General features: G+C 72.5%; 21 protein-coding genes. 4 read left to right on the forward strand and 17 right to left on the reverse strand.

All coding sequences use genetic code 11. From position 1 onward, the window contains the following. Positions 1 to 123: 123 nt before the first annotated feature. From ACZ4SV_RS00075 to ACZ4SV_RS00125, 11 genes are all read right to left on the reverse strand, one after another. Positions 124 to 1434: an MFS transporter gene (locus ACZ4SV_RS00075; RefSeq protein WP_468000239.1), complete on the reverse strand. Its 1311-nt coding sequence runs from the start codon at positions 1432 to 1434 to the stop codon at positions 124 to 126. Positions 1435 to 1440: 6 nt separating this feature from the next. Then, complete coding sequence (locus tag ACZ4SV_RS00080) at positions 1441 to 2058, reverse strand: TetR/AcrR family transcriptional regulator (protein WP_468000241.1); 618 nt, start codon at positions 2056 to 2058, stop codon at positions 1441 to 1443. Between the two features lie 18 nt (positions 2059 to 2076). Next, positions 2077 to 3117 carry an agmatine deiminase family protein gene (locus ACZ4SV_RS00085; RefSeq protein WP_468000243.1) on the reverse strand — a complete coding sequence of 347 codons (1041 nt, stop codon included), beginning with the start codon at positions 3115 to 3117 and terminating at the stop codon, positions 2077 to 2079. A gap of 11 nt (positions 3118 to 3128) precedes the next feature. After that, positions 3129 to 4853, reverse strand: coding sequence for an urease subunit alpha (locus ACZ4SV_RS00090; RefSeq protein WP_468000245.1), 1725 nt, complete (start codon positions 4851 to 4853; stop codon positions 3129 to 3131). Next, the gene (ureA, locus tag ACZ4SV_RS00095; protein ID WP_468000247.1) at positions 4850 to 5638 is read right to left on the reverse strand and encodes an urease subunit gamma; all 789 of its coding nucleotides are present in this window, start codon (positions 5636 to 5638) and stop codon (positions 4850 to 4852) included. The genes ACZ4SV_RS00090 and ureA overlap by 4 nt, the downstream gene beginning before the upstream one ends. Positions 5639 to 5830: 192 nt before the next feature. After that, positions 5831 to 6919, reverse strand: a complete 1089-nt coding sequence (locus ACZ4SV_RS00100) for a branched-chain amino acid aminotransferase (RefSeq protein ID WP_468000249.1) — start codon at positions 6917 to 6919, stop codon at positions 5831 to 5833. Positions 6920 to 7163: 244 nt separating this feature from the next. Further along, a complete protein-coding gene (locus tag ACZ4SV_RS00105; RefSeq protein WP_468000251.1) occupies positions 7164 to 8207 on the reverse strand; it encodes a 3-isopropylmalate dehydrogenase in 1044 nt (347 codons plus the stop codon). 76 nt (positions 8208 to 8283) lie between these two features. Beyond that, a complete protein-coding gene (locus ACZ4SV_RS00110; protein WP_268744354.1) occupies positions 8284 to 8415 on the reverse strand; it encodes a hypothetical protein in 132 nt (43 codons plus the stop codon). 266 nt (positions 8416 to 8681) lie between these two features. Beyond that, the gene (locus ACZ4SV_RS00115; RefSeq protein WP_468000254.1) at positions 8682 to 9221 is read right to left on the reverse strand and encodes a GNAT family N-acetyltransferase; all 540 of its coding nucleotides are present in this window, start codon (positions 9219 to 9221) and stop codon (positions 8682 to 8684) included. 88 nt (positions 9222 to 9309) lie between these two features. Then, positions 9310 to 10941: an L-glutamate gamma-semialdehyde dehydrogenase gene (gene pruA, locus ACZ4SV_RS00120; protein ID WP_468000256.1), complete on the reverse strand. Its 1632-nt coding sequence runs from the start codon at positions 10939 to 10941 to the stop codon at positions 9310 to 9312. A gap of 39 nt (positions 10942 to 10980) precedes the next feature. Next, positions 10981 to 11907: a proline dehydrogenase family protein gene (locus ACZ4SV_RS00125; protein ID WP_365874731.1), complete on the reverse strand. Its 927-nt coding sequence runs from the start codon at positions 11905 to 11907 to the stop codon at positions 10981 to 10983. A 164-nt stretch (positions 11908 to 12071) separates the two neighbouring features. Between ACZ4SV_RS00125 and ACZ4SV_RS00130 the strand changes: the two genes are divergently transcribed. The 3 genes from ACZ4SV_RS00130 (at position 12072) to ACZ4SV_RS00140 (ending at position 15089) form a co-directional block, all read left to right on the forward strand. Beyond that, positions 12072 to 13370, forward strand: coding sequence for a PucR family transcriptional regulator (locus ACZ4SV_RS00130; protein ID WP_468000258.1), 1299 nt, complete (start codon positions 12072 to 12074; stop codon positions 13368 to 13370). Positions 13371 to 13488: 118 nt separating this feature from the next. Next, complete coding sequence (locus ACZ4SV_RS00135; protein ID WP_397943019.1) at positions 13489 to 13896, forward strand: YciI family protein; 408 nt, start codon at positions 13489 to 13491, stop codon at positions 13894 to 13896. A gap of 8 nt (positions 13897 to 13904) precedes the next feature. Next, positions 13905 to 15089, forward strand: a complete 1185-nt coding sequence (locus ACZ4SV_RS00140; RefSeq protein ID WP_468001263.1) for an RNA polymerase sigma factor — start codon at positions 13905 to 13907, stop codon at positions 15087 to 15089. 101 nt (positions 15090 to 15190) lie between these two features. Here ACZ4SV_RS00140 and serA read toward each other — a convergent pair whose 3' ends face one another. The 6 genes from serA to ACZ4SV_RS00170 all read right to left on the reverse strand — a co-directional run bounded on the left by serA (position 15191) and on the right by ACZ4SV_RS00170 (position 25377). After that, complete coding sequence (serA, locus tag ACZ4SV_RS00145; RefSeq protein ID WP_468000261.1) at positions 15191 to 16780, reverse strand: phosphoglycerate dehydrogenase; 1590 nt, start codon at positions 16778 to 16780, stop codon at positions 15191 to 15193. Positions 16781 to 17006: 226 nt separating this feature from the next. Then, positions 17007 to 18005: a ketol-acid reductoisomerase gene (gene ilvC, locus ACZ4SV_RS00150; RefSeq protein WP_365874739.1), complete on the reverse strand. Its 999-nt coding sequence runs from the start codon at positions 18003 to 18005 to the stop codon at positions 17007 to 17009. Positions 18006 to 18121: 116 nt separating this feature from the next. Then, a complete protein-coding gene (gene ilvN / locus ACZ4SV_RS00155; protein WP_365874741.1) occupies positions 18122 to 18646 on the reverse strand; it encodes an acetolactate synthase small subunit in 525 nt (174 codons plus the stop codon). 30 nt (positions 18647 to 18676) lie between these two features. Further along, positions 18677 to 20527 (reverse strand): acetolactate synthase large subunit, encoded by a 1851-nt coding sequence (locus tag ACZ4SV_RS00160; protein WP_365874743.1) that lies wholly within the window; start codon positions 20525 to 20527, stop codon positions 18677 to 18679. Positions 20528 to 20770: 243 nt separating this feature from the next. Beyond that, positions 20771 to 24022, reverse strand: a complete 3252-nt coding sequence (locus ACZ4SV_RS00165; RefSeq protein WP_468000265.1) for a putative bifunctional diguanylate cyclase/phosphodiesterase — start codon at positions 24020 to 24022, stop codon at positions 20771 to 20773. A gap of 377 nt (positions 24023 to 24399) precedes the next feature. Then, on the reverse strand, positions 24400 to 25377 hold the full coding sequence (locus ACZ4SV_RS00170) for a 2-hydroxyacid dehydrogenase (RefSeq protein ID WP_468000267.1): 978 nt from the start codon (positions 25375 to 25377) through the stop codon (positions 24400 to 24402). Between the two features lie 75 nt (positions 25378 to 25452). Here ACZ4SV_RS00170 and ACZ4SV_RS00175 point away from each other — a divergent pair, with 75 nt between their 5' ends. Next, positions 25453 to 26451: an aldo/keto reductase gene (locus ACZ4SV_RS00175; RefSeq protein WP_398215683.1), complete on the forward strand. Its 999-nt coding sequence runs from the start codon at positions 25453 to 25455 to the stop codon at positions 26449 to 26451. The last annotated feature ends 106 nt before the right edge of the window (positions 26452 to 26557 follow it).

Genomic DNA, 26557 nt, shown 5'->3' on the forward strand with positions numbered 1-26557 from the left:
GGCCACCCGCACCTGGTTGTACGAGGTGGTCACTGCGGACCGGCGCGCCTGCTGCCCATAATCATGGCGAACGAGAACACGGGGGCAGTCTGGCACAGCCCCGCCCCCGGCTCACCGCCCGTCTCAGGATGCGGGCGTCAGGCTGGACTCCCCGGAGTCCTCGGCGGCCTTGACCCGGGCCAGGTCCAGGTCCTTGGTCTCGCGCATCGTGACGTACACGACCAGGGAGACGGCGGCGCAGGCGGCCACGTACCAGTAGAAGCCGGACTCCATGCCGGCCTTCTTGAACCACAGCGCGACGTACTCGGCGGTGCCGCCGAACAGGGCGTTGGCGAGGGCGTACGGCAGCGCCACACCGAGCGCGCGGATACCGGTCGGGAACAGCTCGGCCTTCACACAGGCGTTGATCGAGGTGTAGCCGGTGACCACGACCAGCGCGAGCAGGGCGAGGCCGAGGGCGGACCAGTAGCCGTCCGCGTGCCGCAGCAGCGTCATGACCGGCACCGTCAGGAAGGTGGAGCCGACCGCGAAGGTGATCAGCAGCGGACGGCGGCCGACGCGGTCGGACAGGGCGCCCGCGAGCGGCTGGAGGCAGGCGAAGACGATCAGCGCGGTGAAGGAGACCAGGGTCGCCGTCTGCTTGGACAGGCCCGCCGAGTTGGACAGGTACTTGGTGAGGTAGGTGGTGTACGTGTAGTACGCCACCGTGCCGCCCATGGTCAGGGCGATCACCAGGAACGCCTCCCGCCGGTGCCGCCACAGGGCGCGCAGCGTGCCCCGCTCGGCCGCGCCCGAGGTGTCCTCCGCGTACACCTCGGTCTCCAGCATGGTGCGGCGCAGATAGAAGACGACCGCCGCGCCGAGCGCGCCCACGATGAACGGGATGCGCCAGCCGTAGCTGTGCAGGGCCTCGTCGGACATGGTCCGCTGGAGGATGATCTGCAGGCCCAGGCCCGCGATCTGGCCGGCCGTCATGGACACGTACTGGAAGCTGGAGGCGAAGCCGCGCCGGGCCGGGTCCGACGCCTCGGTGAGATAGGTGGCGCTGGCCGCGTACTCGCCGCCCACGGACAGGCCCTGGAGCAGCCGGGCGACGAGCAGGACCAGCGCGCCGCCGTAGCCGGCGACGCCGTAGGTGGGGGCGACGGCGATGAGGAGAGCCGAGGCCGACATGAGCGTGACGGTCAGGGTGAGGGCCGCCTTGCGGCCCTTGCGGTCGCCGACCCGGCCCAGCAGCCAGCCGCCCACCGGGCGCATGAAGAAACCGACGGCGAAGATGCCGGCGGTGTTCATGAGCTGCGCGGTGGGGTTGCCGCTCGGGAAGAACGCGCCGGCGAAATAGGTGGCGAAGCTGGCGTAGACGAACCAGTCGAACCACTCGACCATGTTCCCCGCCGAACCGACCCAGATCTTCTTCCAGTGGTGACGTCCCATGGGCCCTTACCTGCCCGGCGGCACCGCCGACAACGCCTCCTCGACGAACTCCCGCACATGTCCGAGCACATGCTCCCGGTCGGTGCCGCGCAGCCCGATGGCCACGTGGATGGAGAACCCGTCGAGCAGCGCGCGCAGCCGCGTGGCGAAGCGGTCCGCGTCGACCGGGCGGAACTCGCCGCGCGAGACGCCCTCGGCGATCAGCGCGACCAGGTCGCGGTGCCAGGCCCCCTCGATCGCGGCCTGCCGCTCGCGCGCGGCCGCGTCGGCGTTCTGCGAGCGGTTCCAGACCTCCAGCCAGAGCGTCCAGTGCGGATCGCGGTGGCCGTCCGGGACGTACAGGTCGACGTAGGCCGCCAGGCGTTCCGGGGCCGTTCCCGGGCCGGTGAGCAGCCGGGCCCGCTCGGCGCCGAGCCGGCCCTCGCTCCACTCCAGGGTGCGCAGCAGCAGCTCGTCCTTGGAGCCGAAGTAGTACAGCAGATGGCCGCTGCTCATGCCGACCTCGCGGCCCAGCCCCGCCATGGTGAGCTTCTCCAGACCGCGTTCGGCGATCATGCTCATGGCGGTCGCGAGGACCTCCTCGCGCGGCGGCGCGTTCCTGCGCGCCCGGCCCGCACCGGCCATCTGCTGCTCCCGTGTGTGTCAGACCCTCGGCTGCTGCTGGGTGATGCAGTGGATGCCACCGCCACCGGAGAAGATCGTACGGGCGTCCACCAGGGTCACCGTCCGCTCCGGGAAGAGACGGCGGAAGATCCCGGCGGCGATCTCGTCGCGCGGGTCGTCGAAGCCGCACAGCACCACGCCGCCGTTGCAGAGGTAGTGGTTGATGTAGGAGTAGTCGGCCCAGTGGCCGTCGGCCTCCAGGGCGGTCGGGGCGGGCACCTCGACGACCTCCAGCGTGCGGCCCCGGGCGTCGGTCGCCGACCTGAGCAGGCCGATGACCTCCCGGGTGACCTCGTGGTCGGGGTGCGCCGGGTCCGGCTGGTGGTGCGCGACGACGACACCGGGGCGGGCGAAGGCGGCCACGATGTCGACATGGCCGAGGGTGCCGAAGCCGTGGGGCGGGTAGTCGCCGGTCAGGCCGCGCGGCAGCCAGATCGCCTTGCTCGTGCCGAGGTGGGCGTGGATCTCCGCCTCGACCTCCGCCTTCGACCAGTGCGGGTTGCGCTCGGGGCCGAGCTGCACGGTCTCGGTGAGCAGGACGGTGCCCTCGCCGTCGACGTGGATCGCGCCGCCCTCGTTGACCAGCTCCGAGGCGTACGTCCGCGCGTCCGCGCGTCCGGCGACGAACGCGCCGACCTTCGCGTCGTGCTCCCAGCGGGCCCAGTGCTGGGCGCCCCAGCCGTTGAACGTCCAGTCGACGGCGGCCAGCCGGCCCTGGCCGTCGGTCAGGAAGGTCGGGCCGATGTCCCGCATCCAGGCGTCGTCGAGCTCGTGCTCCACGGTCTCGACGCCGGGGCCGAGCAGGGCCCGCGCCCCGGCGGACTGACCGGGACCGCACACCACGGTGACCGGTTCGAAGCGGCGGACCGCGCGGGCCACGGACGCCCAGGCGGCCCGGGCGGCGGCCAGGTCCTCCGGGTCCTCGAAGGTGGGGTTGGGGCCCGGCCACGCCATCCAGGTGCGCTCGTGCGGGGTCCACTCGGCGGGCATGCGGAAGCCGTCGGCGGCGGGGGTGGTCATGCGGCGGGTCCTTAGAGGAAGTAGAGGCGGTTGAGGGAGACGGAGTCGGCGGGCGCGGAGGTGACCGGGTCGCCGTCGAGGGTGACCAGGCCGGTGCGCTGGTCCACGTCGACCGCTCCGGTACGGGCGTTCAGCCGCAGGTCGGCGGGGCCGATGCCCCGGGTGCCGCGCACCGCGACCCGGCGCCGGCGGGTGGGCAGCGCGTCGCCGCCCTGCTCGGCGGCGGCCCGCGCGACGAACGCCACCGACAGGTCGGCGGCCGTGGCGCCGTACGCCCCGAACTGCGGTCCGAGGACGAGGGGTTCGCAGGTGTCGGTGGCCGCGTTCGGGTCGCCGACCACGCCGTACGCCGGGAAGCCCGCCTTCAGCACGAGCTGCGGCTTGGCACCGAAGTACTCCGGGCGCCACAGCACGATGTCGGCCAGCTTGCCGGGCTCGATGGAGCCGACCTCGTGGGAGAGGCCGTGCGCGATGGCCGGGTTGATGGTCAGCTTGGCGATGTAGCGCAGCACCCGGGCGTTGTCGTCGCCCTCGCCGTCGCCCTCCAGCGGGCCCAGCTCGGCCTTCATCTTGCCGGCCATGGCGAACGTCCGGCGGACCGTCTCGCCGGCCCGGCCCATGCCCTGGGCGTCGGAGGAGGTGATGCCGATCGCGCCCAGGTCGTGCAGCACGTCCTCGGCGCCCATGGTGCCGGCCCGGATGCGGTCGCGGGCCATCGCCGCGTCGCCGGGCAGGTCGGGCTTGAGGTCGTGGACGGAGACGATCATGCCGTAGTGCTCGGCGACCGCGTCCCGGCCGAAGGGCAGGGTGGGGTTGGTGGAGGAGCCGATGACGTTCGGGACGCCGGCCATCTTCAGCACGTTCGGCACGTGTCCGCCGCCGCAGCCCTCGATGTGGAAGGCGTGGATGGTCCGGCCCTCCAGCACGCGCAGGGTGTCCTCGACCGACAGGCACTCGTTCAGCCCGTCGCTGTGCAGGGCGACCTGCACGTCGTGCTCCTCGGCGACCCGGAGCGCGGTGTCCAGGGCGCGGGTGTGGGCGCCCATGTCCTCGTGCACCTTGAAGCCGCTCGCCCCGCCCTCGGCCAGCGCCTCGATCAGCGGCGCCGGGTCCGAGGACGAACCCCGGCCCAGGAAGCCGATGTTGACCGGCCAGGCGTCGAAGGCGTTGAAGGCGTGGCGCAGCGCCCAGGGCGAGTTGACGCCGACGCCCCAGACCGGGCCGAACTCCTGGCCGATGATCGTGGTCACCCCGGAGGCGAGGGACGCCTCCATGATGCGCGGCGACAGCAGGTGGACATGGGTGTCGACGGCCCCTGCGGTGGCGATCAGGCCCTCGCCGGAGACGATGGAGGTGCCGGTGCCGACGACGACGTCCACGCCGTCCAGGGTGTCCGGGTTGCCGGCCCGTCCGATGGCCGCGATGCGTCCCTCGCGGATGCCGATGGACACCTTGCGGATGCCCTGGACGGCGTCGATCACGACGACGTTGCTGATCACGACGTCACAGGTATCGCGGACGGCGGCGGCCTTCAGGTGCAGTCCGTCGCGGGCGGTCTTGCCGAAGCCGGCCAGGAACTCGTCGCCGTACTTCTGGGCGTCGGACTCGACCCGGACCGTCAGTCCCGAGTCGCCGAGACGGACGCGGTCGCCGGCGCGCGGGCCGTGGGTGGCCGCGTAGGCGTGCGGGTCGACATGGACCGACCGGCTCACCTCGCGCCCCTTGGAGCGGCTCATCGTTCCTCGTCTCCTTCCGGTGCCGCCGGGCCTGCCGGCTCTTCCGGTCCTTCCGGTGCTGCCGGGCCTGCCGGGCCTGCCGGGCCTGCCGGGCCTGCCGGGCCTGCCGGTGTCGCTCCCAGGTAGCCGCAGGCGGCGGCACGGCGCAGGGCCTCTTGCCGGGCGCCGGGTGCGTCCAGCGGGCCGTCCACCAGGCCGGCGAAGCCGATCGCGACCCGCTCGCCGCCGATCGGCACCAGACCGACTTCCTCGCTCTCGCCCGGGCCGAAGCGGACCGAGGAGCCGGCGGGCACGGCGAGCCGCATGCCGTAGGCCGCGCCGCGGTCGAAGTCGAGCCGCGGGTTGGCCTCGAAGAAGTGGAAGTGCGAGGTGACGGAGACGGGCACGGTCGCGGTGTTGGTGACGCGGAGCCGGACCGCGGGCGCGGGGTCGGCGTGCGGGGGGCCCGGGAGCAGCGCGCCGGGGGCGTCCTCGCCCAGGCCGCCGCCGATCGGGTCGGAGACGACCGCGAGCCGGGAGCCGTCGTCGAAGACGGCCTCGACCATCACCTCGGTGACGACGTCGGCGACGCCCGGCAGCACGTCGCCGGGGCCGAGCACCGACCGGGCGGCCTCGACGGCCTCGGCGAGCCGCCGGCCGTCCCGGGCCGCCTCGCAGACGGTGTCCGCGATCAGCGCGGTGGCCTCCGGCACGTTCAGCCTCAGACCGCGCGCCCGGCGGGCCCGGGCCAGCTCGGCGGCGCCGAAGAGCAGCAGCCGGTCGCGTTCCGTGGGAGTCAGTCGCACGGCGCGGCACCTCCTTGTCCTCCACAGGTTAGAGCAACACTCTAAACGCAGAATCCGGGAAACCGAAGGATTGACCGGGGAACGCGCCCCATGCCACATCGAACGTCGCTCTAAAGCGAAGTGCCCCGCAGGAACGCGCGGGGAACCGCGCGCCCCTGCGGGGCACTTTCGGCCGGGCAGGCGGCCGGGCGCTTAACCGACCCGGTGCATCCAGCCGTGCTTGTCCTCGGTCATGCCGCGCTGGATGCCGAGCAGCGCCTCGCGCAGCCGCCGCGTCACCGGGCCCGGCGTGCCGTCGCCGTGGGACCAGGCGTCCGTCCTGGTCTTGACGTGGCCGATCGGGGTGACCACCGCGGCGGTGCCGCACGCGAAGACCTCGGTGAGGGCGCCCGACGCGGCGTCCGCGCGCCACTGCTCCAGGGTGACCACGCCCTCCTCGGCGGTGTAGCCGAGGTCGCGGGCGACCTGGAGGAGCGAGTCGCGGGTGATGCCCTCCAGGATGGAGCCGCTGAGCGACGGCGTGACGATCCGGTCGCCGTAGACGAACGCGACGTTCATGCTGCCGCTCTCCTCGACCTTGGTGCGGGTCACCGCGTCGAGGTAGACGACCTGGTCGCAGCCGTGCGCGGCGGCCTCGGCCTGCGGCAGCAGCGACGCGGCGTAGTTGCCGCCGGTCTTGGCGTCGCCCGTGCCGCCCGGGACGGCGCGGACGTGGTCCTCGGAGACCCAGATCGTGACGGGCTTGACGCCGCCGGCGAAGTAGGCGCCGGACGGCGAGGCGATCAGCATGAACAGGTACTCGTTCGCCGGGTGGACGCCGAGCGCGGCCTCCGTGGCGAACATGAACGGCCGCAGGTACAGGGACGCCTCGCCGCCGTGCGGCGGGACCCAGTCGGCGTCCTGGGTGAGCAGCGCGTCCAGCGCCGCGATGAACAGCTCCTCGGGCAGCTCGGCCATGGCCATCCGGCGGGCGGAGCTGCGGAAGCGGCGGGCGTTGGCCTCGGGGCGGAACAGCGCCACCGAGCCGTCGGGCTGCCGGTAGGCCTTCAGGCCCTCGAAGATCTCCTGGCCGTAGTGCAGGACGTGAGTGGAGGGGTCCAGGGAGATCGGGCCGTACGGGACGAGCTGGGCCTCGTGCCAGCCGCGGCCCTCGGTCCACTTGATCGTCACCATGTGGTCGGTGAAGTGGCGGCCGAAGCCGGGGTTGGCCAGGATCGCCTCGCGCTCCGCGGCGGCGAGCGGACTGGCGGACGGCTTGAGCTCGATCGTGGGCGTCGTCATCAGTGGTTGTCCTTCACCGGTTGTAGTGACGGGCCGCGCTCACGCCTGTACCGCTCGTCGTCGGTGCTTGGACGTCCGAGCATTCCCTCATATCGCGGCTCCGCGTTCGATTATCGCGCGGAGAGCGGCGGGGGACGGTACCGGGGTGGAGCGGCCCGGGCTTGATGGTGGCACCCGGCGGGGACATGACGAAAGCCGCCGGGCGCGGTGTCGCGACCCGGCGGCTTGGGCGAAGCGCGGCGGGTCAGCCGGCTACGCGTACGGCGAGCGCGTCGCCGATCTCGGCGGTGGAGCGGGCCGGCGTGCCGGTGCGCTCGGTGAGGTCGGCGGTGACCGCGGCGTCGATGCGGTCGGCCTCCGTGTCGTAGCCCAGGTGGCGCAGCAGCAGGGCGACGGACAGGACGGTGGCGGTGGGGTCGGCCTTGCCCTGGCCGGCGATGTCCGGGGCCGAGCCGTGGACCGGCTCGAACATGGACGGGAACTCGCGGCTGGGGTTGATGTTGCCGGAGGCGGCCACGCCGATGCCGCCGGAGACGGCCGCGGCGAGGTCGGTGATGATGTCGCCGAAGAGGTTGTCGGTGACGATGACGTCGAAGCGGCCGGGGTCGGTGACGAGGTAGATCGTCGCCGCGTCGACGTGGATGTAGTCGGTGGTGACCTCGGGGAACTCCTCGGCCACCCGGTTGAAGACGTTCGTCCACAGGTGCCCGGCGAAGGTCAGCACGTTGTTCTTGTGGACCAGCGTGAGCTTCTTGCGCGGGCGGGCCTGGGCGCGGGCGAAGGCGTCGCGGACGACGCGCTCCACGCCGTAGGCCGTGTTGACGGACACCTCGGTGGCGACCTCGTGCGCGGTGCCCTTGCGGATGGTGCCGCCGTTGCCCGTGTACGGGCCCTCGGTACCCTCGCGGACCACGACGAAGTCGATCTCCGGCTGGCCGGCGAGCGGGGTGGCGACGCCGGGGAGCAGCTTCGACGGGCGCAGGTTGACGTGGTGGTCGAAGGCGAAGCGGAGCTTCAGCAGGAAGCCGCGCTCCAGGACTCCGGACGGGACGCTCGGGTCGCCGATGGCGCCGAGCAGGATCGCGTCGTGCTGCTTGAGCGCGTCCAGGTCGGCGTCGGTGAGGGTCTCACCGGTGGCGTGGTAGCGCTGGGCGCCGAAGTCGTACTCCTTGGTCTCCAGCTTCACATCCTGCGGCAGGACGGCGGAGAGGACCTTGAGACCCTCGGCCACGACCTCCTGGCCGATGCCGTCACCGGGGATCACTGCGAGATTGATGCTGCGAGACATGCGGGCACCCTACTCCTCGTCCCAGGTGATGACACGCGGTGTCCGCGATACGGACACTCGGGCGGGGTGAGCCGGCTCAGTGGCCGGTCTCGCCGCCGTTGTCCCGGCGGTCCAGGGCGCGCTGGAGGGCGGCGGCGGCGTTCTTGCGGTCCGACTCGCTGGTGCGGGACGCGTGACGGACTCGGCGGTGGGCGGTCGTCTCGGCCATGGGGATCGACTCCTTCGGCAAACGGCGCACGCGGAAGCGCGGCAAGGGGATACGAGACGCCGGATGAGGCGGGGAGCGTCGGCCGCAGGGGTTGCCTGCGCGGGCCGGCTCACGGCCGCCATTCGCTGGATCGAGCGAGACGTTCGGCTCCTTTCACGTTAAGGGAGCCGCCCGCGTCTGTCTGCCTACTTACTCGGACTTCCTACTATCTGAGACGAGGACCGCCCTGAGCTGGGCTTTCCAGCCGTAGTCAGGCGAGGGAGCGGTCAGGTGACGTCGCCGTCCCGCCAGTCGAAGACCAGCTCGCCGGCCGGGTCGAGCGGACCGGCGAGCGCCGGCCGCACGTACACCCCGCCCTCCTCCTCCGCCAGCCGCACGACGCCGTCCGGGGAGAGGGCGTGCACCTGTCCGGGCCAGCACTGCCAGCCCCGGGCGGCGTACAGCGGCGCGCCCTCGTCGCTCGCCGACAGCGCCCCGAGGTCGTAGGCCCGGTCCACGATCCGCTCCAGCCCGGCCATCACCCGCCCGCCGAGCCCGGTCCGCCGCACATCGGCTCGCACGGCGACCGCCTCCACGTACCCGGTGCGCAGCCACCTCCCCCGGTGCCGCACCCGCCGCATCACCAGCGCCCCGTGCGCGGCGAGCCCACGGCCGTCCCGGACAAGCGCGTGGACGCCGCCCAGCCCGTGATCGAAGTCCTCATCCGAGAAGTCCCCGTCGAAGGCGTCGTCCAACAGCTCACGGATCTCCCGCAGTCCGGCGGAATCGAGGTCGGCGGTGTGCACGATGCGGGCAGGCTGGGTCATGCCGCCAGTATCCCTTTCCGCGGACATGGCGACGGCCCGGGAGGCCCGCTGCGTAGCGGGCCTCCCGGGCCGGGGATCGCGGGGCGGGTCAGCCCATGTGCGGGTAGCCGTAGTCGGTCGGGGGGACCAGGGTTTCCTTGATGGCGCGGGTCAGCGTCCAGCGCTGGAGGTTCTGGGGGGCGCCGGCCTTGTCGTTGGTGCCGGAGGCGCGGCCGCCGCCGAAGGGCTGCTGGCCGACGACGGCGCCGGTCGACTTGTCGTTGATGTAGAAGTTGCCCGCGGCGAAGCGGAGCTTGTCCATCGTGTACGCGGCGGCGGCACGGTCGTTGGCGACGACCGAACCGGTGAGGGCGTAGTCCGACACCGACTCCATCTGGGTCAGCATCTCGTCGTACCGGTCGTCCTCGTAGACGTACACCGCGAGGATCGGGCCGAAGTACTCGGTGGTGAACACCTCGTTCTCCGGGTCGGTGCACTCGATGACGGTCGGGCGGACGAAGTAGCCGACCGAGTCGTCGTAGGAGCCGCCGGCCACGATCGTGCAGGACGGGTCCTGCTTGGCGCGGTCGATGGCCGCCTTGTTCTTGGCGAAGGACCGCTCGTCGATCACCGCGCCCAGGAAGTTGGACAGGTCGGTGACGTCGCCCATGGTGAGGTAGTCGACCTCCGCGGCGAACTCCTCCTTGAAGCCCGAGTTCCAGATGGAGGCCGGGATGTAGGCGCGGGAGGTGGCGCTGCACTTCTGGCCCTGGTACTCGAAGGCGCCCCGGGTCAGGGCCGTCTTCAGCACCGCGCGGTCGGCGCTCGGGTGGGCGACCAGGAAGTCCTTGCCGCCGGTCTCGCCGACCAGACGCGGGTAGGAGCGGTACTTCTCGATGTTGTTGCCGACCGTCTTCCACAGGTACTGGAAGGTCTTGGTCGAGCCGGTGAAGTGGATGCCGGCGAGGTCCCGGTGCTCCAGGGCGACCTCGGAGACCGCGATGCCGTCGCCGGTGACGAGGTTGATGACGCCCTTGGGCAGGCCCGCCTCCTCCAGCAGCCGCATCAGCAGGACGGCGGCGTGGGTCTGGGTCGGGGACGGCTTCCAGACCACCACGTTGCCCATCAGGGCGGGCGCGGTGGGCAGGTTCGCGGCGATCGCCGAGAAGTTGAAGGGCGTGATCGCGTAGACGAAGCCCTCCAGCGGACGGTGGTCCAGCCGGTTCCACACGCCCGGGGAGTTCGCCGGGGGCTGCTCGGCCAGGATCTGGCGGGCGTAGTGGACGTTGAAGCGCCAGAAGTCGACCAGCTCACAGGGGCTGTCGATCTCGGCCTGCTGGGCGGTCTTGGACTGGCCCAGCATGGTGGAGGCGGCGATCGTCTCGCGCCAGGGGCCGGCCAGCAGCTCGGCGGCGCGCAGGATGATCGCGGCGCGGTCGTCGAAGGACATCGCGCGCCAGGCCGGGGCGGCGGCGAGGGCCGCGTCGATGGCGTCCTGCGCGTCCTGCCGGGTGGCGTGGCGGCCGGTGCCGAGGACGGCCTTGTGGTTGTGCGGCTGCACGACCTGGAACGGCTCGCCGCCGCCCAGCCGCTTCTCGCCGCCGATGGTCATCGGCAGGTCGATCGGGTTGTCGGCCAGCTCCTTGAGCTTGACCTCCAGCCGGGCGCGCTCGGGCGAGCCGGGGGCGTAGCCGTGCACCGGCTCGTTGACCGGGGTGGGGACCTGGGTCACAGCGTCCATGAGATCCGTAACTCCTTGTACGTGAGCGGGTGTGCGGGCTCAGCCCTTGCTGACCATCGAGCGGAGGAAGAAGCGCAGGTTGGCCGGCTTCTCCGCCAGGCGGCGCATGAAGTAGCCGTACCAGTCGGTGCCGTAGGCGGTGTAGACGCGCATGCGGTGGCCCTCTGCGGCCAGCCGCAGGTGCTCCTCGCTCCGGATGCCGTACAGCATCTGGAACTCGTATTCGGCCGGCTTGCGGCCCGCCTGGTGGGCCAGTTCCTGGGCGATGGCGATCAGACGCGGGTCGTGGGACCCGATCATCGGGTAACCCTCGCCCTCCATCAGTATCCGCAGGATGCGCACGTAGGCCTTGTCGATCTCGTGCTTCTGCTGGTAGGCGACCTCGGCGGGCTCCTTGTAGGCGCCCTTGACCAGGCGGACGCGGCTGCCGGCCTCGGCGAGGCGGCGCGCGTCGGTCTCGGTGCGGAAGAGGTACGCCTGGATGACGCAGCCGGTCTGCGGGAAGTCCTTCCGCAGCTCCTCGTGGATGGCGAACATCGAGTCCAGGGTGGTGTGGTCCTCGGCGTCCAGCGTGACCGTCGTACCGATGGCGGCGGCGGCCTCGACGACCGGGCGGACGTTGGCGAGGGCCAGCTCGTGGCCGCCGTCCAGCGCTTGGCCGAACATCGACAGCTTGACCGACATCTCGACCTTCTCGCCCAGCTCCAGTTCGGCGAGCCGGCCGATCAGCTCCAGGTAGGCGTCCCGGGCGGCGGTGGCCTGCTCGGGGGTGGTGATGTCCTCACCGACGACGTCCATCGTCAGCTCCAGGCCCTTGGCCGTCAGCTCCCTGATGATCGGGACGATGTCGGCCACGGTCTCACCGGGGATGAAGCGGTCGACGACCTGCTTGGTCACCGGGGCCGCCGAGATCAGGCGTCGCATCCGGTCGCTGCGCGACGCGGCGAGAATCACGGGACCCAGCACGGGGCACCTCCACAGACAAGCACCAATTCGGCCGGAGCCCGACGATTCGGGTACGGCACGGAGAACCACCGTGAAACCTAAGGATCTCTCCGATCGTGGGCCATCGACAGCTGTCACGCATCCGTGCCCGGGATCTCAGACACCTGTATGAAGGTGGCCGGAACATGGGGGAGAATGCCCGGGTGAAGGCCGATTCTGCTTCTTTCCACCGCGCGGGTGACTACCAGGAGCTGGTGGACGAGATCTCGGAGCTGCTGGGCGTCCCCGCGACCCTGGAGAACCGCGACTTCGAGCTGATCGCCTTCGGCGCCTACGACAGCGACGACGAACTGGACCCGTCCGCGCTGGACCCGGTGCGCACCCGCTCGATCCTGACCCGGCGCTCCACGGCGCCGGTCCGGGCCTGGTTCGAGGGCTTCGGCATCACCCGCGCCACCGCGCCGGTGCGCATCCCGCCGAGCACCGAGGCCGGCGTCTACCGCGGCCGGATCTGCCTGCCCGTACGCCACCGGGGCGTCGTCCTCGGCTACGTCTGGCTGCTGGACGGCGACCCCGGACCGACCGACGCCCAGCTCGCCGCCGCGATGCGGGTCGCCGACCGGATCGGCGCGCTGCTCGCGGACGAGGCGGAGGCCGGGGCCGGACTGAGCCGGGAGCTGCGGGCGGTGCTCACCGCGGACCGGGGCTGGCAGCGGGACATGGCGGTGGCCGACCTGCGCACCGCCCTCGGACCCCGCGCCGACGGCCCGCACACGCTGGTCTGCGTCGCGCCCTGGCCGGCGGCCGACCCGGACGACGCCCCGGCCCCGCGCACGGTCCCGCACGCCACCGCGCTGTGCACCCTGCCCTGGGGCGCGGCGGGCCTGAGCCTGGCGGTCCTGGTCCGGCTGCGCAGCACGGACGTGCCCGCCCCGGCGGTGGCCGCCGCCACGCGGCTGCTGAAGGAGGCCGAGGAGTCGCGGGGCGCGCGGGCGCGCGGAGCCGGCGCGCGGACGGCGGCAGCGGCGGCGGTCCGGGCGGGCGGGCCCGCCGGCCTGGCCGCCGGGACGGGCGGACCCGCCGCCGGCGTGGGGGAACCGGGGGCGGGCCTCGCCGAGCTGGGCACCATGTGGCAGCAGGCGTCCGACGCCGCGCGCGCCGCGCTGGCCGAGCCGCGGTTCGGGCCGGTCGCGCAGTGGGCGGCCATCGGGGCGTACCGGCTGCTGACCGCGCTGCCGCCGCAGGCCGCGCACGACCGCGTCACCGGCGCGCTCCTCTCCCCCGCCCACCGGGAGCTGGCCCGCACGGCGGAGGTCTATCTGGACTGCGCCGGACAGGCCGGCCGCACCGCCTCCGAGCTGGGCATCCACCGCCAGACGCTGTACTACCGGCTGTCCCGGGTGGAACAGCTCACCGGCCTGGACCTGGACGACGGCGAGGACCGCCTCCTGCTCCACATGGCCCTGAAACGCTCCCGGCTGTGACCGCCGCACACTCCGGCGGAAAAAAAATCCGGCGGTGATGTCGAGAACCCGGGACCGGCTCCGTCCCCGTGGTGGATGCGGCCACAATGGGTCGCACCGGCGAGGAGGAGCCCCGACGATGGCCAAGTACCTGCTGCTGAAGCACTACCGAGGCGCCCCGGCCGCGGTCAACGACGTACCGATGGACCGCTGGACGCCCGAGGAGATCTCGGCCCACATGCGGTACATGCACGACTTCGCGGCCCGGCTGGAGGAGACCGGCGAGTTCGTCGACGGCCAGGCACTCGCCCCGGAGGGAGCGTGGGTGCGCTACGACGGCGAGGGGCGCCCGCCGGTCACCGACGGACCGTTCGCCGAGACCAAGGACCTCATCGCGGGCTGGATGGTGATCGACGTCGACGGCTACGAGCGGGCCGTCGAGCTGGCCGGGGAGCTGTCGGCCGCGCCGGGGGCCGGCGGCAAGCCGATCCACGAGTGGCTGGAGGTGCGCCCGTTCCTGACCGCGCCGCCCACCATCACGGAGTGACGCCCCCGATGGACGAGGCCCTGCTCCGCGCTCTCGCGCCGAGCGTGCTCACCGTCCTCGTCCGCCGCGGAGCCGACTTCGCGGCGGCCGAGGACGCCGTGCAGGACGCGCTGGTCGAGGCGCTCCGGGTCCGGGCGGACGGTTCCGCCCCGGCTTCCGGGCCCGGCCCGGGCGGTGCGGAGCCGCTCCGGGACGCCAAGGGCTGGCTGGTCACCGTGGCCTGGCGCAAGTTCCTCGACGCGACGCGCGCCGACGCCGCGCGCCGCCGGCGCGAGGACCGTGCCGCGGAGGAGCCGGCGCCCGGGCCGGCGCCCTCGGCGGACGACACGCTCCACCTCTACTTCCTGTGCGCGCACCCGTCGCTGACCCCGGCGTCCGCGGTCGCGCTCACCCTGCGCGCCGTCGGCGGGCTGACCACCCGCCAGATCGCGCGGGCCTATCTGGTGCCCGAGGCGACCATGGCGCAGCGCATCAGCCGGGCCAAGCGCACCGTCTCCACCGTGCGCTTCGACCGGCCCGGCGACGTCGCCACCGTGCTGCGCGTCCTGTACCTGGTCTTCAACGAGGGCTACTCCGGCGAGATCGACCTCGCCGCCGAGGCCATCCGGCTCACCCGGCAGCTCGCGGCCGCCGTCGACCACCCGGAGGCGTCCGGGCTGCTCGCCCTCATGCTGCTCCACCACGCCCGGCGGGCCGCCCGGACCACGCCCGACGGCACGCTGGTGCCGCTCGCCGAGCAGGACCGGAGCCGGTGGGACACCGCGCTGATCGCTGAGGGCGTCGGCATCCTCCAGGCGGCCCTGGCCCGGGACCGGCTGGGCGAGTTCCAGGCCCAGGCCGCCATCGCCGCGCTCCACGCGGACGCGCCCGCCGCCGAGGAGACCGACTGGGTGCAGATCGTCGAGTGGTACGACGAACTCGTGCGCCTGACCGACAGCCCGGTGGTCCGGCTCAACCGGGCGGTCGCCGTCGGGGAGGCCGACGGACCGCGCGCCGGGCTCGCGGAACTCGCGGCGCTGGACCCCTCGCTGCCCCGCCACACCGCCGTGGCCGCGTACCTCCACGAGCGCGCCGACGACCCGGTGACCGCGGCACGGCTGTACGCCGAGGCGGCCCACCAGGCACCCCACCTCGCCGAACGCGACCACCTGACGCGCCAGGCCGCCCGGCTCCACGCCCGCCGGGAGCGCTGACCGGTCCCGGCCGGCACACCTCCCGCGCCGGGAAACGCCGGACGGACCGGCCCCGGGGCCGGTCCGTCCGGGAGGCGGGGCCGGTCGGCCCCCGTGCGTCGTCAGACCAGGTTCACCGAGCGGGCGGACGTGGCGCCGATCTCCGCGGCGAGCTCGGCCAGGACGGTGGCGGTCACCGTGTCGTCCACGGTCAGCACGGCCAGCGCCTCGCCGCCCACCGTGGCACGGGCGACCTGCATGCCGGCGATGTTGATGCCGGCCTCGCCGAGGATGCGGCCGACGGTGCCGACGACACCCGGACGGTCCTCGTAGCGCAGGACGAGCATGTGGTCGGCGAGCGCCAGGTCGACGTCGTACTCGCCGACCGCGACGATCTTCTGGACGTTCTTCGGACCGGCCAGCGTGCCGGAGACCGACACCTCCTCGCCGGTGCCCAGCGTGCCGCGCACGGTCACCACGTTGCGGTGGTCGGCCGACTCGGAGCTGGTGGTCAGGCGCACCTCGACACCGCGCTCCTGCGCGAACAGCGGCGCGTTCACATAGGACACGGTCTCGTCGACGACGTCCTCGAAGACACCCTTGAGCGCGGACAGCTCCAGCACCTTCACGTCGTGCTGGGTGATCTCGCCGTAGACCTCGACGTCCAGGCGGACCGCGACCTCGCCGGCCAGCGCGGTGAAGATCCGGCCCAGGCGCTCGGCGAGCGGCAGGCCCGGCTTGACGTCCTCGGCGATGACACCGCCCTGGACGTTGACCGCGTCCGGCACCAGCTCGCCGGCCAGGGCGAGGCGGACGGACTTGGCGACGGCGATGCCGGCCTTCTCCTGCGCCTCGTCCGTCGACGCGCCGAGGTGCGGGGTGCAGACGACCTGGTCCAGCTCGAACAGCGGGGAGTCGGTGCAGGGCTCCTTCGCGTACACATCGAGGCCGGCGCCGGCGACCCGGCCCTCCTTCAGCGCCGCGTACAGCGCCGCCTCGTCCACGATGCCGCCGCGCGCCGCGTTGACGATCCGCACGCTCGGCTTGACCTTGCGCAGCGCCTCGTCGCCGATCAGACCGAGGGTCTCGGGCGTCTTGGGCAGGTGGACGGTGATGAAGTCGGAGACCTCCAGCAGCTCGTCCAGGGAGAGCACCTTGACGCCCATCTGCGCGGCCCGCGCGGGCTGCACATAGGGGTCGTAGGCGACGACCTTCATGCCGAAGGCGGACATGCGCTGCGCGACGAGGGCACCGATGCGGCCCAGGCCCACGACACCCAGCGTCTTCTCGGCCAGCTCCACGCCCGTGTACTTGCTGCGCTTCCACTCGCCGTTCTTCAGCGCGGCGTTGGCCTGCGGGATGTTGCGGGCGGTGGCGAGGAGGAGACCGCAGGCCAGCTCGGCGGCGGTCACGATGTTGGAGGTCGGGGCGTTGACGACCATCACGCCGGCCTTGGTGGCGGCGGAGACGTCGACGTTGTCCAGGCCGACGCCGGCCCGCGCGACGACCTTGAGCTTCTTCGCCGCGGCAACCGCCTCGGCGTCGACCTTGGTGGCCGAACGGATCAGGATCGCGTCCACCTCGGCGATGGCCGGCAGCAGCTCGGAGCGGTCCGCCCCGTTGCAGTGCCGGATCTCGAAGTCCGGACCGAGGGCGTCGACGGTGGCAGGCGACAGCTCTTCAGCGATGAGTACGACAGGTTTCGAGCTCACGTGAGTCCTCACATGTGCGATGCGGACGGCCGTCCCGACGGCCGCAGGCGGAGGAGGGGCTAGCCGCGGAAGACGCACGACGCTGTGGGCCTGACGCGTGTTGTGCAGAAGTGTAGTGGCGCGAGGGGCGTCGTATTACGCCTCCGCGGAAGGATCACCCGTCCGGGGCTGGACGGGGTGGACAACAGGGGCCGAAGCAGTCGCTCCGGCCCCTGCCCCCCGGGGCTTACGCCTCCTCGTCGACCCACGACATCAGCTTGCGCAGCTGCTTGCCGGTGGTCTCCAGCAGGTGCTCGGAGTCCTGCCGCTTGTACTCGTCGTACTTCTTCAGGCCGCCGTGGTACTCGTCCATCCAGTTCCGGGCGAAGGTGCCGTCCTGGATCTCGGCGAGGACCTTCTTCATCTCGGCCTTGGTGGTGTCGGTGATGATGCGCGGGCCGGTGACGTAGTCGCCCCACTCGGCGGTCTCGGAGACCGACCAGCGCATCTTCTCCAGGCCGCCCTCGTACATGAGGTCGACGATCAGCTTCAGCTCGTGCAGGCACTCGAAGTAGGCGATCTCCGGCTGGTAGCCGGCCTCGACCAGGGTCTCGAAGCCCGCCTTGACCAGGGCCGCGGTGCCACCGCACAGCACGGCCTGCTCGCCGAAGAGGTCGGTCTCGGTCTCCTCGGTGAAGGTGGTCTTGATGACGCCGGCGCGGGTGCCGCCGATGCCCTTGGCGTACGACAGGGCCAGCGCGAAGGCGTTGCCGGAGGCGTCCTGCTCCACGGCGGCGATGCACGGAACGCCGCGGCCCTCCTCGTACTGACGGCGCACCAGGTGGCCCGGGCCCTTCGGGGCGACCATGCAGACGTCCACGCCGGCCGGGGGCTTGATGAAGCCGAAGCGGATGTTGAAGCCATGGCCGAAGAACAGCGCGTCGCCGTCCTTGAGGTTGTCCTTGATGGACTCCTCGTAGACCTGGCCCTGGATCGGGTCCGGGACCAGGATCATGATGACGTCGGCCTCGGCGGCGGCCTCGGCCGGGGTCACCACGCGCAGGCCCTGCTCCTCGGCCTTGGCCTTGGACTTCGAGCCCTCGTGCAGACCGACACGCACGTCGACACCGGAGTCGCGCAGCGACAGGGCGTGGGCGTGGCCCTGGCTGCCGTAGCCGATGACCGCGACCTTGCGGCCCTGGATGATGGACAGGTCGGCGTCGGCGTCGTAGAACAGCTCGGCCACTTTGGGTTCTCTCCTTGTGTGCAGGTGGTGCGTCCCACCGTATGACGGCGGGCGGGACGGAAGTCCGGGGGTCTCGGCATCCGGGCGACCCTGATCGCGGCCGCCCGGACGGGGTCTTACGCTGTCCGGTCGAGCGCGCGCAGCGACCGGTCCGTGATCGAACGGGCGCCCCGGCCGATCGCGATGGTGCCGGACTGGACCAGCTCCTTGATGCCGTACGGCTCCAGCATCTTCAGCATGGCGGACAGCTTGTCGGTGGAACCGGTGGCCTCGATGGTCACGGCCTCCGGGGAGACGTCCACCGTCTTGGCGCGGAACAACTGGACGATCTCCACGACCTGGGAGCGGGTCTCGTTGTCGGCGCGGACCTTCACCAGGACGAGTTCGCGCTGCACGGCCTGGCCGGGCTCCAGCTCGACGATCTTCAGCACGTTGACCAGCTTGTTGAGCTGCTTGGTCACCTGCTCCAGCGGCAGGTCCTCGACGGTCACCACGATGGTGATGCGGGAGATGTCGGGGTGCTCGGTGACGCCGACCGCGAGCGAGTCGATGTTGAAGCCGCGCCGGGAGAACAGGGCGGCGATCCGGGCGAGGATGCCCGGCGTGTTCTCCACCAGGACGGAGAGCGTGTGCTTGGACATGGTGTTCTGCTCTTCCTTGCCTGTTGACGGTCAGTCGTCTTCGTTGTCGCCGAAGTCGGGGCGGACGTCCCGGGCGGCCATGATCTCGTCGTTGGAGGTGCCGGCGGCGACCATCGGCCAGACCATGGCGTCCTCGTGGACGATGAAGTCGACGACGACCGGGCGGTCGTTGATGGAGTTGGCCTCCGCGATGACCTTGTCCAGGTCCTCGGGGCGCTCGCAGCGCAGGCCCACGCAGCCCATCGCCTCCGACAGCTTCACGAAGTCCGGCACGCGGGTGCCGCGGGCCGCGGGGTTGACGTCGTCCGGACCGCTGTGCAGCACGGTGTTGGAGTAGCGCTGGTTGTAGAAGAGGGTCTGCCACTGGCGGACCATCCCGAGGGCGCCGTTGTTGATGACGGCGACCTTGATCGGGATGTTGTTCAGGGCGCAGGTGGTCAGTTCCTGATTGGTCATCTGGAAGCAGCCGTCGCCGTCGATCGCCCAGACGGTCCGGTCCGGGCGGCCGGCCTTGGCGCCCATCGCGGCCGGGACCGCGTAGCCCATCGTGCCGGCGCCGCCGGAGTTGAGCCAGGTGGCGGGCGTTTCGTACTCGATGAAGTGCGCGGCCCACATCTGGTGCTGGCCGACGCCCGCGGCGAAGACGGTGCCCTCGGGGGCCAGCTTGCCGACGCGCTCGATGACCTGCTGCGGGGAGAGCGAGCCGTCGCCCGGCAGGTCGTAGCCGAGCGGGTAGTTCTCGCGCCACCGTTTCAGGTCGCTCCACCAGGCGGTGTAGTCGCCCCGGTGGCCCTCGGCGTGCTCCTTCTGCACGGCCTGCACCAGATCGGCGATGACCTCGCGGGCGTCGCCGACGATCGGCACGTCCGCGGCGCGGTTCTTGCCGATCTCCGCCGGGTCGATGTCCGCGTGGACGATCTTGGCGTACGGCGCGAAGCTGTCCAGCTTGCCGGTGACCCGGTCGTCGAAGCGGGCGCCGAGGGCCACGATCAGGTCGGCCTTCTGCAGCGCGGTGACCGCGGCGACGCTGCCGTGCATGCCGGGCATGCCGAGGTGCTGCGGGTGGCTGTCGGGGAAGGCGCCGAGCGCCATCAGGGTGGTGGTGACCGGCGCGCCGGTCAGCTCGGCCAGCACCTTCAGCTCCGCCGTGGCGTGCGCCTTGAGCACCCCGCCGCCGACGTACAGGACGGGCCGCCGGGCGGCGGTGATCAGCTTGGCGGCCTCGCGGATCTGCTTGGCGTGCGGCTTGGTCACCGGCCGGTAGCCCGGCAGGTCCATCACCGGCGGCCAGGAGAAGGTGGTCTTCGCCTGGAGCGCGTCCTTGGCGATGTCGACCAGGACCGGGCCCGGGCGGCCGGTGGAGGCGATGTGGAACGCCTGCGCGATCGTCCGCGGGATGTCCTCGGCCTTGGTGACCAGGAAGTTGTGCTTGGTGATCGGCATGGTGATGCCGACGATGTCCGCCTCCTGGAAGGCGTCCGTGCCGATCGCCTTGGAGGCGACCTGGCCGGTGATCGCGACCATCGGCACCGAGTCCATGTGCGCGTCCGCGATCGGCGTGACCAGGTTGGTGGCGCCGGGGCCGCTGGTCGCCATGCAGACGCCGACCTTGCCGGTGGCCTGCGCGTAGCCGGTGGCCGCGTGACCGGCGCCCTGCTCGTGCCGGACCAGGACGTGCCGCACCCGGGTGGAGTCCATCAGCGGGTCGTACGCCGGGAGGATCGCACCGCCGGGAATGCCGAATACCGTGTCCGCGCCGACCTCCTCGAGGGAGCGGATGAGGGACTGCGCACCCGTGACGTGCTCGACGGGGGCGGAGTGCTGTCCTCCGGAACGGGGCCGCGGCTGCGGATGGTGGGCCCCGGTGGCCTGCTCGGTCATCGGCATTCTCTTCTCGATGCTGAGGGTTTTTGCGAGGTTCGGGCGGAGTCGGGCCGCTGCACGGAAGGTGCCCGTGCAACAAAAAACCCCTCGTGCCGCAAGGCAAGCGAGGGGAGCGCGCCGGTGAGGTCGCTGGGGAGTCCGGATCGTCCTCCGGCGGTTCCCAGCTCAGCCGACGCGCTGTCCAAGTACGAGAATTCGGGTGCGCATGGCACTGACCCTCCCCCCGGCACGCACCACGTGTCAAGTGGGTGGGACGGGCGTCTCAGCATGTGAGCGAAGGCCACCTCCACCTCCGAACACGGCGGGCACACTTCCGGTGTACACCCCCTGCGGCTCTCGCGCACTGCCCGCGAACGCGGGTTCGGCCGGGGCGTGCGGCACCGGATAGTGGCCGGATCCCAGCGCCCGGCGCAGCCGGTACTCGTCCAGCGGACCGGCGAACGCCATGCCCTGCCCGTGGGTGCAGCCCATGGCCCGCAGCGCGACCACCTGCTCGGGCAGGTCGACGCCCTCGGCCACCGACTGCAGGCCCAGATCGCCGGCGATCCGCAGCAGACCACTGGTGATCTTGTACAGCCGCGCCGACTCCACCACGCCCTCGACCAGACCGCGGTCCAGCTTGAGGATGTCCACGGGCAGCCGCCGCAGCGCCGTGATGGCCGCGTAGCCGCTGCCGAAGCCGTCCAGGGCGATCCGCACGCCGAGCCGGCTCAGCGCGTTCAGCCGCCGCTCCAGCTCCTCCAGCGGGACCCGGGGATCGGTGTCGGACAGCTCGACGATCAGCGCCCCGGGCGGCAGCCCGTGCCGGGTCAGCAGCGCCTCCACCGAGGCCAGCGGCGAGGAGCGGTCCAGCAGCCGCCGGGCACCCACCCGGACCGCCACCGGGACGGCGACGCCGGCCGCGGCCCGCTCGGCCGCCTGCGCCACGGCCTCCTGGAGGGTCCAGCGGTCCAGCTCGGCGGTCTTGTCGCCGTCCTCGGCCACCCGCAGGAACTCGGCCGGGGTGAACAGCACTCCCTGGGAGGAGCGCCAGCGCGCCTGGGCGCTCACCGAGGTGATCCGGCCGCCGGCCAGCGACACCACCGGCTGGTGCAGCAGGGTGAACTCGCCGTCGTGCAGCGCGGCGCGCAGCCGGGTGGCCAGCTCCGCCTTGCGCACGACGTCCTGCTGCATCTGCGGCTTGTACAGCTCGACCCGGCCCTTTCCGGCCGACTTCGCGCGGTACATCGCCAGGTCGGCGTTGCGCAGCAGCTCGCCCGCGCCGAGGCCCGGTTCGGCGAAGGCGACGCCGATGGAGGCGTTGACCCGGACATCGTTGCCGTCGATGGCGTACGGCTGGGAGAGGGTCACCCGGAGGCGGTCGGCCAGCTCCAGGATGTTCCGCTCCCGGGCCGCTCGGTCCCGGGAGCCGTCCCCGACGATCAGGGCCGCGAACTCGTCGCCGCCCAGCCGGGAGGCGGTGTCGCCCTGGCGGACCGCGTCCTGGAGCCTGCGGGCGGCCTGGATGAGCAGTTCGTCCCCGGCCTGGTGGCCGATCGTGTCGTTGACCGCCTTGAAGCCGTCGAGGTCGATGAAGAGCACCGCCGTGCCGTGCAGTACGGCGCCCCGGTCGGTGGCCCGGCGGCCGGACAGGGCCTGCTGCACCCGCCGGGTGAACAGCGCCCGGTTGGGCAGGTCGGTCAGCGGGTCGTGCTCGGCGTTGTGCTGCAACTGCGCCTGGAGACGCACCCGTTCGGTGACGTCCCGGCTGTTGAAGATCAGCCCGCCCTGGTGGCGGTTGACGGTCGACTCCACGTTGAGCCAGCCGCCGTCGCCGGAGCGGAAGCGGCACTCGATGCGCGTGGTGGGCTCCTCCAGCGGGTTCGCGGCGAGGAAGCGGCGCACCTCGTGCACCACGCAGCCCAGGTCCTCCGGGTGGATCAGCCCGGCCAGTTCGCTGCCCACCAGTTCCTCGGCGGGCCGGCCGTACACCCCGGCGGCGGCCGGCGAGACGTACCGGAGGATGCCGTTCGGCGCGGCGATCATGATGACGTCGCTGGAGCCCTGCACCAGGGAGCGGAAGTGGTTCTCCTTCTGCGCCAGCTCCTGGGTGAGGGTGATGTTGTCCAGCAGCATGATCCCCTGCCGGATCACGAGCGCCAGCACCACGGCGCCCGCGGTGATCAGCACGACGTGGTCCGGCCTGCGGCCGTTGAGGACGTTGTACAGGATGCCGAGGGTGCACACCGCCGCAGCCAGGTACGGCGTGAGGGCGGCGAGGGAGCCGGTGAGCGGCCGGTCCGCCGGATACCGGCCGGGCTCGCCGCCCGGTCCGGGCAGCGGGGACACGGGCTGGTGGGCGGCGTGCCACCGGCCGGCGGCGCTCTGCCGGGCCGTATGCCACCGGCCGGTGTGCCCGTGGCCGTTGTCCCCTTGGCCGTTGTGCCCGTGGCCGTAGCCCTGGCTGGTGTTCCCTTGGCCGGTGTAGCCCTGGCCGGTGTGCCTTTGGCCTGGGGCGTGCCGGTCCGGGCCGTGCCGGTCGGTGCCATGCCGGTCCGGGCTGTACCGGTCGGTGCCGTGCCGGTCCGGGCCCCGCTGACCCGGTACGTGTTCGTGGACCACGCGTGTGTGCCGCTCGGCCGCGCGGGTCCGGGGCGCGCCCTGCCGGCGGGGCGCGGCCCAGGGGGCGTAGGCGAGCAGCAGCGAACCGGCGAACCAGCCCGCGTCCAGCAGCCGGCCGGAGCGGTAGCTGCTGTGCAGCAGCGGCGAGGTGAACAGGGCGTCGCACATCACGGTCAGCGCGAGCGCGCCGATCGCGGTGTTCACCGCCGTGCGGTTGCCCGGAGCCCGCCGGAAGTGCAGCGCGAGGACCATGCTGACCAGCGCGATGTCGAGCAGCGGGTACGCCAGCGACAGCGCGGCGTGGGCCACGCTCGACCCGTCGATCCGGGCCGCCTGGGCGAGCGCGAGGCTCCACGACAGGGTGAGCAGCGAGCCGCCGATCAGCCAGGCGTCCAGCGCGAGGCAGATCCAGCCCGCTCTGCTCACCGGCCGCTTGGCGAGGACCAGCAGGCCGACGATGGCGGGCGGCGCGAAGCACAGGAAGAACAGGTCGGCGTAGCTGGGGCTGGGCACGTCGGCGTCCAGGACCACCTCGTACCACCCCCAGACCGCGTTGCCGAGGGCCGTCATCGCCGCCGACAGGGCGAACAGCAGCCAGGCGGAGCGGAAGCGGACGCGCGTGCCGCGGGCGTACAGGAAGCAGGAGACGGCGGCGGTGGCCGCCGCCGCGCTCAGGCCGAAGTCGCCCATGGCGTCCGCGACCTGCTCCGTGCCCCAGCCGAACGCGGCGCCGGCGGCGTAGGCCGCGCAGACCACGGCCAGCGCGAGCTGCTCCGCCAGGCGCCGGTTCTCACCGGCGGCCGGCCGGCGGGGCGGCGGTGCCTCGTCGTGCGGGTGCGGCGCGCGCACCGCGTCGTCGAGGGTGGTCGTCATCGAGGTCGAAGCGCTCACCGGGGCCTCCCGGTGCGTGCCGCTCCCGGGTCCCGGCGGTCCCGCTGCGCCGGATACGCGTGCCGGCGACGCCCGCCGGTCCTGCGCTGGTGCTGGCTGGTGTACCGGCCGCGCCTGCGCGTGGCCGTGCGCCAGGGTCGCCGTCGGCGGCTCCGCCGCGTCGGATCGTTCGTCCATAGGCCGTGCATCGCCCGTCGCCCCCCTCACGAATACGAAATGTCCATCCCCAGCGCCGAACGGTCAGCGGCGCAGCCCCTGTCGGGGACGATACACCAGGATCGTCACTCAGGGACATAGCGTCTCTACGCTCCGTGACGACCAGCGGGTATGCGGGTACAGGCCGCGTCCGAAAGGTCGCGGAGGGTGCCGGAAGCGGGCTACCGCCCGTTTGCTCCCGCCGCGTCGGACCCGGTGGTGAGGATCACGTTCCGCAGCGGCTCGCGGTTCACATAGCGGGTCAACTGGTCCGCGATCAGCCGCTTGGCGCGTGGCAGGAAGGCCGAGGAGGGGCCGCCGACATGAGGGGTGATCAGCACGCCGGGCGCCTGCCACAGCGGGTGGCCGGCGGGCAGCGGCTCGGGATCGGTCACGTCCAGGGCCGCCAGGATCCGGCCGCGCTCCAGCTCGGCGAGGAGGGCGCCGGTGTCGACGACGGGACCGCGCGCGACGTTCACCAGGAGCGCGCCGTCCCGCATCCTGGCCAGGAACTCCGCGTCGACGAGGCCCTTCGTGGCCTCCGTGAGCGGGGTGCAGAGGATCACGACGTCCGCGTCCGGAAGCAGTGAGAGCACATCGGTGATCGGGTGCACGGGACCGCGCGCCGTCGTGCGCCGGGAGCGTGCGACGCGCGCCACCCGCGCGACCTCGAAGGGCGCGAGCCGGTCCTCGATGGCGGCACCGATGGAGCCGTAGCCGACGATCAGGACGTTGCGGTCGGCGAGGGACGGACGGAAGGCGCTCTCCCAGCGTTCCCGCTGCTGGGCGCGGACGAAGCCCGGGACACCGCGCAGCGCGGCGAGGGTCAGGGTGAGCGCCAGCTCGGCCGTGCTCGTCTCGTGCACGCCCCGCGCGTTGCACAGCCGTACGCCCGGCGGGAGCGCGGAGAGCCGCTCGGTGATGTCGTCGACGCCGGCGGTGAGCGTCTGGACGACCCGGACGCCGGTCAGGTGCGCCAGCGGCCCCACCCGGACCGACAGCCGCTTCATGTACGGCACCACATAGACGGCGCACTCCGCCGGGTCGCCGGGAAACGGCTGGTCGCCGTGGTCACCTCCGTCCCAGAACAGATAGCGGGGCCCGGCGGGCAGCCCCTCGATCTCCTCGGGCGGCAAGGGAAGCCAGACGTCTGCGCTCATGCCAGGAGGCTATGTCAGGCGTGCGCGGGCGCAGAGGTTAGGTTGGGGGCCGGGCAGAGGGAGGTTCACGAGCAGGTGGAGCGCAGGACGATCGGCGCGGGGGGACTCGCGGTGGGGGCCGTCGGACTCGGATGCATGCCGATGAGCTGGGCGTACAGCGGATCGCGGCGGCGGGGCGAGGAGTCCGTCAGAACCGTGCACCGGGCGCTGGACCTCGGCTGCGACCTGCTCGACACCGCGGACATGTACGGCCCGTTCACCAACGAGCTGCTGCTGGGCCGGGTGCTCAGGGAACGCCGGCGGGACGCCTTCGTGTCCACGAAGGTGGGGCTGCTGGTGGGCGAGCAGCACGTCGTGGCCAACGGCCGCCCCGGCTATGTGCGGCGGGCCTGCGACGCCTCGCTGCGCCGGCTCCAGACGGACGTGATCGACCTGTACCAGTTGCACCGCGCCGACCCCGAGGTGCCCGTCGAGGAGACCTGGGGCGCGATGGCCGATCTGGTGCGGGCCGGCAAGGTGCGGGCGCTGGGCCTGTGCGCGCTGGGGGCGCGCGGCGGGCGCCGCTCGGGCGGCGGGCCGCACGACGCGACGCTGCGCCAGTTGCAGCGGGTGCAGCAGGTGTTCCCGGTGAGCGCGGTGCAGGCGGAGCTGTCGGTGTGGTCCCCGGAGGCGCTGGGGGCGCTGCTGCCGTGGTGCGAGGCGCGCGGGGTCGGTTTCCTCGCGGCGATGCCGCTCGGCAACGGCTTCCTGACCGGCACGCTGACGCCGGGCGAGGGCTTCGAGCGGGACGACGTGCGCGCCCGGCACCCGCGGTTCACCGCCGAGATGATGGCGGCCAACCAGCCGATCGTCGCGGGCCTGAGGCGCGTCGCCCGCCGCCACGGCGAGCAGGTCACCCCGGCCCAGGTGGCGCTGGCCTGGGTGCTGGCGCAGGGCCGTCATGTGATCGCGCTGCCGGGCACCAAGCGGGAGCGCTGGGCCGCGGAGAACGCGGCGGCCGCCGGGCTGCGGCTGACCGCGCGGGACCTGGCGGAGGTGGCGCGGCTGCCGGCGGCGCAGGGTTCGTGGGACTGAGGTTTCGGGCCGTCGGCGGTTTCGGGCCGTCGGCCGCCGGGGAGGCGGGACGCGGCGGCGGGGGCGGAGGATGAGGGCGAAGCGCCCGCCGTGGGCCGCCGCCTCG

The organism is Streptomyces sp. NPDC027672 (assembly GCF_055566335.1).

Coding starts and splice junctions, on each gene's coding strand:
- ACZ4SV_RS00105 (WP_468000251.1), bottom strand. CDS start 8,207: ATGTCTCGCAGCATCAATCTCGCAGTGATCCCCGGTGACGGCATCGGC.
- ACZ4SV_RS00085 (WP_468000243.1), bottom strand. CDS start 3,117: ATGACCACCCCCGCCGCCGACGGCTTCCGCATGCCCGCCGAGTGGACC.
- ACZ4SV_RS00075 (WP_468000239.1), bottom strand. CDS start 1,434: ATGGGACGTCACCACTGGAAGAAGATCTGGGTCGGTTCGGCGGGGAAC.
- ACZ4SV_RS00130 (WP_468000258.1), top strand. CDS start 12,072: ATGGGGGAGAATGCCCGGGTGAAGGCCGATTCTGCTTCTTTCCACCGC.
- ilvN (WP_365874741.1), bottom strand. CDS start 18,646: ATGTCCAAGCACACGCTCTCCGTCCTGGTGGAGAACACGCCGGGCATC.
- ACZ4SV_RS00080 (WP_468000241.1), bottom strand. CDS start 2,058: ATGGCCGGTGCGGGCCGGGCGCGCAGGAACGCGCCGCCGCGCGAGGAG.
- ACZ4SV_RS00115 (WP_468000254.1), bottom strand. CDS start 9,221: ATGACCCAGCCTGCCCGCATCGTGCACACCGCCGACCTCGATTCCGCC.
- ACZ4SV_RS00100 (WP_468000249.1), bottom strand. CDS start 6,919: ATGACGACGCCCACGATCGAGCTCAAGCCGTCCGCCAGTCCGCTCGCC.
- pruA (WP_468000256.1), bottom strand. CDS start 10,941: ATGGACGCTGTGACCCAGGTCCCCACCCCGGTCAACGAGCCGGTGCAC.
- ACZ4SV_RS00170 (WP_468000267.1), bottom strand. CDS start 25,377: ATGAGCGCAGACGTCTGGCTTCCCTTGCCGCCCGAGGAGATCGAGGGG.
- ACZ4SV_RS00160 (WP_365874743.1), bottom strand. CDS start 20,527: ATGACCGAGCAGGCCACCGGGGCCCACCATCCGCAGCCGCGGCCCCGT.
- ACZ4SV_RS00110 (WP_268744354.1), bottom strand. CDS start 8,415: ATGGCCGAGACGACCGCCCACCGCCGAGTCCGTCACGCGTCCCGCACC.
- ACZ4SV_RS00135 (WP_397943019.1), top strand. CDS start 13,489: ATGGCCAAGTACCTGCTGCTGAAGCACTACCGAGGCGCCCCGGCCGCG.
- ACZ4SV_RS00140 (WP_468001263.1), top strand. CDS start 13,905: ATGGACGAGGCCCTGCTCCGCGCTCTCGCGCCGAGCGTGCTCACCGTC.
- ACZ4SV_RS00090 (WP_468000245.1), bottom strand. CDS start 4,853: ATGAGCCGCTCCAAGGGGCGCGAGGTGAGCCGGTCGGTCCATGTCGAC.